This window comes from Pseudonocardia pini, assembly GCF_013870575.1.
Classification (GTDB): Bacteria; Actinomycetota; Actinomycetes; order Mycobacteriales; family Pseudonocardiaceae; genus Pseudonocardia; species Pseudonocardia pini.
Genome location: NZ_JACBXB010000641.1, coordinates 1 through 3,296 on the forward strand (window position 1 = coordinate 1; position 3,296 = coordinate 3,296).

Genomic DNA, 3,296 nt, shown 5'->3' on the forward strand with positions numbered 1-3,296 from the left:
CGACGGGCGGGCGGCGCTGGAGGTGCTCCGGCGTGCGTGGGCCGCCTGGCAGGAGCTCGACGTGCCCTACGAGTCGGCGCGCGTGCGGGTCCGGATGGCGCTCGCCTGTCTCGAGCTCGGGGACCCCGACTCCGCGGAGCTGGAGCTCGACGCGGCCCGCTGGGTGTTCGAGCAGCTCGGCGCCGCGCCCGACGTCGCACGGGTACGCGCGCTGTCGCGGCGGACCGGCCAGGGAGCGAGTGCGCTGACCGGTCGCGAGCTGCAGGTGCTCCGCCTGGTCGCGACGGGGATGACGAACCGGGCGATCGCGGCCGAGCTGGTCCTCAGCGAGAAGACCGTGGCCCGGCACCTGAGCAACATCTTCACCAAGCTGGGTGTCTCGTCCCGGGCGGCGGCGACGGCGCACGCCTATCGGCACGACCTCATCCGGGGATCTGGGTAGGACGACCCATCGGCGCCGACTGGGTGGTTCGCCCGACGCGCCGCGTACCGCGGGCCCCGTACGGTCGCCGACCCACGATCGGGAGGCGGAGGCCATGACGAGCACCACGGACGTCGGCGCGCGGGAGCGGATGCTCAGCGGGATGCCGGTCAGCGACCTTCGGATGGACCTGGCCGGTGTGTCGACCGCGGTGCTCGTGGGCGGCGACGGGCCGCCGATGGTCCTGCTGCACGGCCCGGGCGAGTTCGCGGCAGGCTGGGCGCCGGTGCTCCCGCAGCTGGTCCGCGAGCATCGGGTGATCGTCCCCGACCTGCCCGGACACGGTGCCTCGGAGATCGTCGACGGCGGTGTGGACGCGGAGGCGGTGCTCCGCTGGCTCGACGAGCTGGTGGCGCGCACCTGTCCGACGCGGCCGGTGCTGGTCGGGCGGACCGTCGGCGGCGCCGTCGCGGCCCGCTTCGCGATCGACCGGCCAGGACGACTCGCCCGTCTGGTGCTCGTGGACACGCTCGGCCTCGTGCCGTTCGAACCGGACCCGCGGTTCGGCCTCGCGCTGCACCGCTTCCTCGCCGACCCGACCGGGCGCAGCTACGAGCGGTTCATGGAGTTCTGCGCCTTCGACCTGGACGGCGTGCGCGAGCGGTGGGGCCCGCGGTGGGAGCCGTTCGCCGCCTATGCGGTCGAGCGCGCCGGAACGCCGAGCGTGCAGGCGGCCATGGGCAGGCTGATCGGGCAGTTCGCCGGAGCGACGATCCCAGCGCACCTGTTCGCCGGGGTCGACGTGCCCACCGCCCTGATCTGGGGCCGGGACGACCTGGCGACGCCGTTGCCGGTGGCCGCCGCCGCGGCCGCCCACCACGGATGGCCGCTGCACGTGATCGCCGAGGCGGGCGACGACCCTGCCCTCGACCAGCCCGCGGCGTTCCTGGACGCGCTGAGCGCGGTGCTCGACACCGTCGCCGTCGGGTCCACGGAGGACACCTCGACCGGCCGGGAGGCGTGACATGAGGGACGGACGCTACGACGCGATCGTGGTCGGTGCGCGCTGCGCCGGGTCCCCGACCGCGATGCTGCTGGCCCGCCGGGGCCACCGAGTGCTGCTCGTCGACCGCGCGACGTTCCCCAGCGACACCCTCTCCACCCACATCGTCCAGCCCCCGGGCGTCGCGGCGCTGCGGCGGTGGGGCCTGCTCGAGGACGTGGTGGCATCCGGCTGCCCGCCGATCGACACCTACGCGTTCGACCTCGGCCCGGTCACCGCCGTCGGGGCCCCCGGCACCGACGACTCCCCGGTCGCCTACGCCCCCCGCCGGACCGTGCTGGACACGATCCTCGTCGCCGCGGCGGCCGATGCGGGGGCCGAGGTGCGCGAGGGGTTCACCGTGTCCGACCTGGTCGCCGAGGAGGGACGCGTCACCGGCATCCGTGGCCACGACCGAGGCGGCGCGACCGTCACCGAGCGGGCGACGGTCGTCATCGGCGCGGACGGGCTGCACTCCGTGGTCGCCCGGGCGGTGCGACCCGAGCGATACCACGAGAAGCCGCGGTTGCTGTGCCTGTACTACTCCTACTGGAGCGGGCTGCCGATGCACGGCCGCTTCGAGGCCTACCTCCGCGAGAACCGGGCCTTCGCGGCGTGGCCCACCAACGACGACTCGACACTGGTCGTCGGCGGCTGGCCGTTCGCCGAGCTCGAGGCCAACAGGCGCGACATCGAGGCCGCCTACCTGGCGATGTTCGAGATGGTCCCGCAGTTCGCCGACCGCATCCGTGCCGCGACGCGCGAGGAGCGTCTCGTGGGCACCGCGGTGCCCAACTTCCTGCGCACCCCCTTCGGCCCGGGCTGGGCTCTCGTCGGCGACGCCGGGTACGCCAAGGACCCCATCACGGGACACGGGATCCACGACGCGTTCCGGGACGCCGAGCTGTGCGCCACCGCGCTGCACCAGGCGTTCACCGGTGCCCGCCCGTTCGAGGACGCCATGGCCGACTACCGGTCCACCCGCGACGAGCACGTCCTGCCGTTCTACGAGCTCACCACCGAGATCGCCACCCTCGAACCCCCGCCGCCCGACCTGCAACGGCTCCTCGGCGCCGCCCGCGGCAACCAGGACGCGATGGACGGGTTCGCGCGGGTCAACGCCGGAGTGACGTCACCGGTCGAGTACTTCTCCGACGAGAACGTCGGACGCATCCTCGCCGCGGCCGCCCCCGGCACCCGGTCGGTGGCGGCCCGGGAGGTCGAGTTGCCGCGTTTCTGACCCGCCTTTACGCTCGGTCCACGAGCTTTTCCCCGCTCGTCTCATGCCCCGGACCACGGTGTAGCGCACACTTTGATCGCTTTCTGGCGGGTGCCTTTCCTGTGCATATTCTTCCGAGGAGAAAAAGATGACGACGAGCGCCGACACCAACCACAAGACCGGGACCACCGACATCACCGAGATCGGTCAGGAGCTGTGGTCCTACCTGACCGGCAAGGGCGCCACGATCGAGTACAGCTTCGCGGACATGGCCGTCGAGGTGCCCAAGACGACGGGGCCGGACGCCCAGCGCGCCACCTGGAAGCTCAACGGCACGATCCGGATCAGGACCACCGACAAGGACAACGCCGGTTCCGTCGACCGTGGCTGACCTGGTCGTCGAGGCCGACCTGCGGGCGGTCCTGACCACGGCGTCGGGGGTGTCGACGCCCGCCACGGTCACCGCGCGCGGGCAGCGGGTCCGGGTGGACGCGCCGCGTCCGGAGCTGATGTGGGCCGCGCTGGACCGGGCCGACGTCGGCCGGGTCGCGGACCTGTTGGCCGCCACCGGGATCGCGGTCGAGGTGCACGGACCGCACGGACCGGTGGCCACC

Annotated in this window: 5 protein-coding genes; all 5 read left to right on the top strand. The window is 73.3% G+C overall.

Going from position 1 to position 3,296, the window contains the following annotated elements; genetic code table 11:
* Positions 1–442, top strand: a 442-nt coding sequence (locus tag H5J29_RS26305) for a helix-turn-helix transcriptional regulator (protein ID WP_181783701.1), incomplete at its 5' end; no start/stop codon positions are given.
* Positions 443–536: 94 nt separating this feature from the next.
* Positions 537–1,445 (top strand): alpha/beta fold hydrolase, encoded by a 909-nt coding sequence (locus H5J29_RS26310; protein WP_181783702.1) that lies wholly within the window; start codon positions 537–539, stop codon positions 1,443–1,445.
* Position 1,446: 1 nt separating this feature from the next.
* Positions 1,447–2,703: an NAD(P)/FAD-dependent oxidoreductase gene (locus tag H5J29_RS26315; RefSeq protein WP_181783703.1), complete on the top strand. Its 1,257-nt coding sequence runs from the start codon at positions 1,447–1,449 to the stop codon at positions 2,701–2,703.
* Between the two features lie 127 nt (positions 2,704–2,830).
* On the top strand, positions 2,831–3,073 hold the full coding sequence (locus H5J29_RS26320; RefSeq protein ID WP_181783704.1) for a hypothetical protein: 243 nt from the start codon (positions 2,831–2,833) through the stop codon (positions 3,071–3,073).
* Positions 3,066–3,296: hypothetical protein (locus tag H5J29_RS26325; protein WP_220187958.1), on the top strand; the 231-nt coding region annotated here is incomplete at its 3' end. The genes H5J29_RS26320 and H5J29_RS26325, both read left to right, overlap by 8 nt.

Excerpts from the sequence above, each read along its gene's own strand:
- H5J29_RS26315 (WP_181783703.1), top strand. The coding sequence starts at position 1,447 with ATGAGGGACGGACGCTACGACGCGATCGTGGTCGGTGCGCGCTGCGCC.
- H5J29_RS26310 (WP_181783702.1), top strand. The coding sequence starts at position 537 with ATGACGAGCACCACGGACGTCGGCGCGCGGGAGCGGATGCTCAGCGGG.
- H5J29_RS26320 (WP_181783704.1), top strand. The coding sequence starts at position 2,831 with ATGACGACGAGCGCCGACACCAACCACAAGACCGGGACCACCGACATC.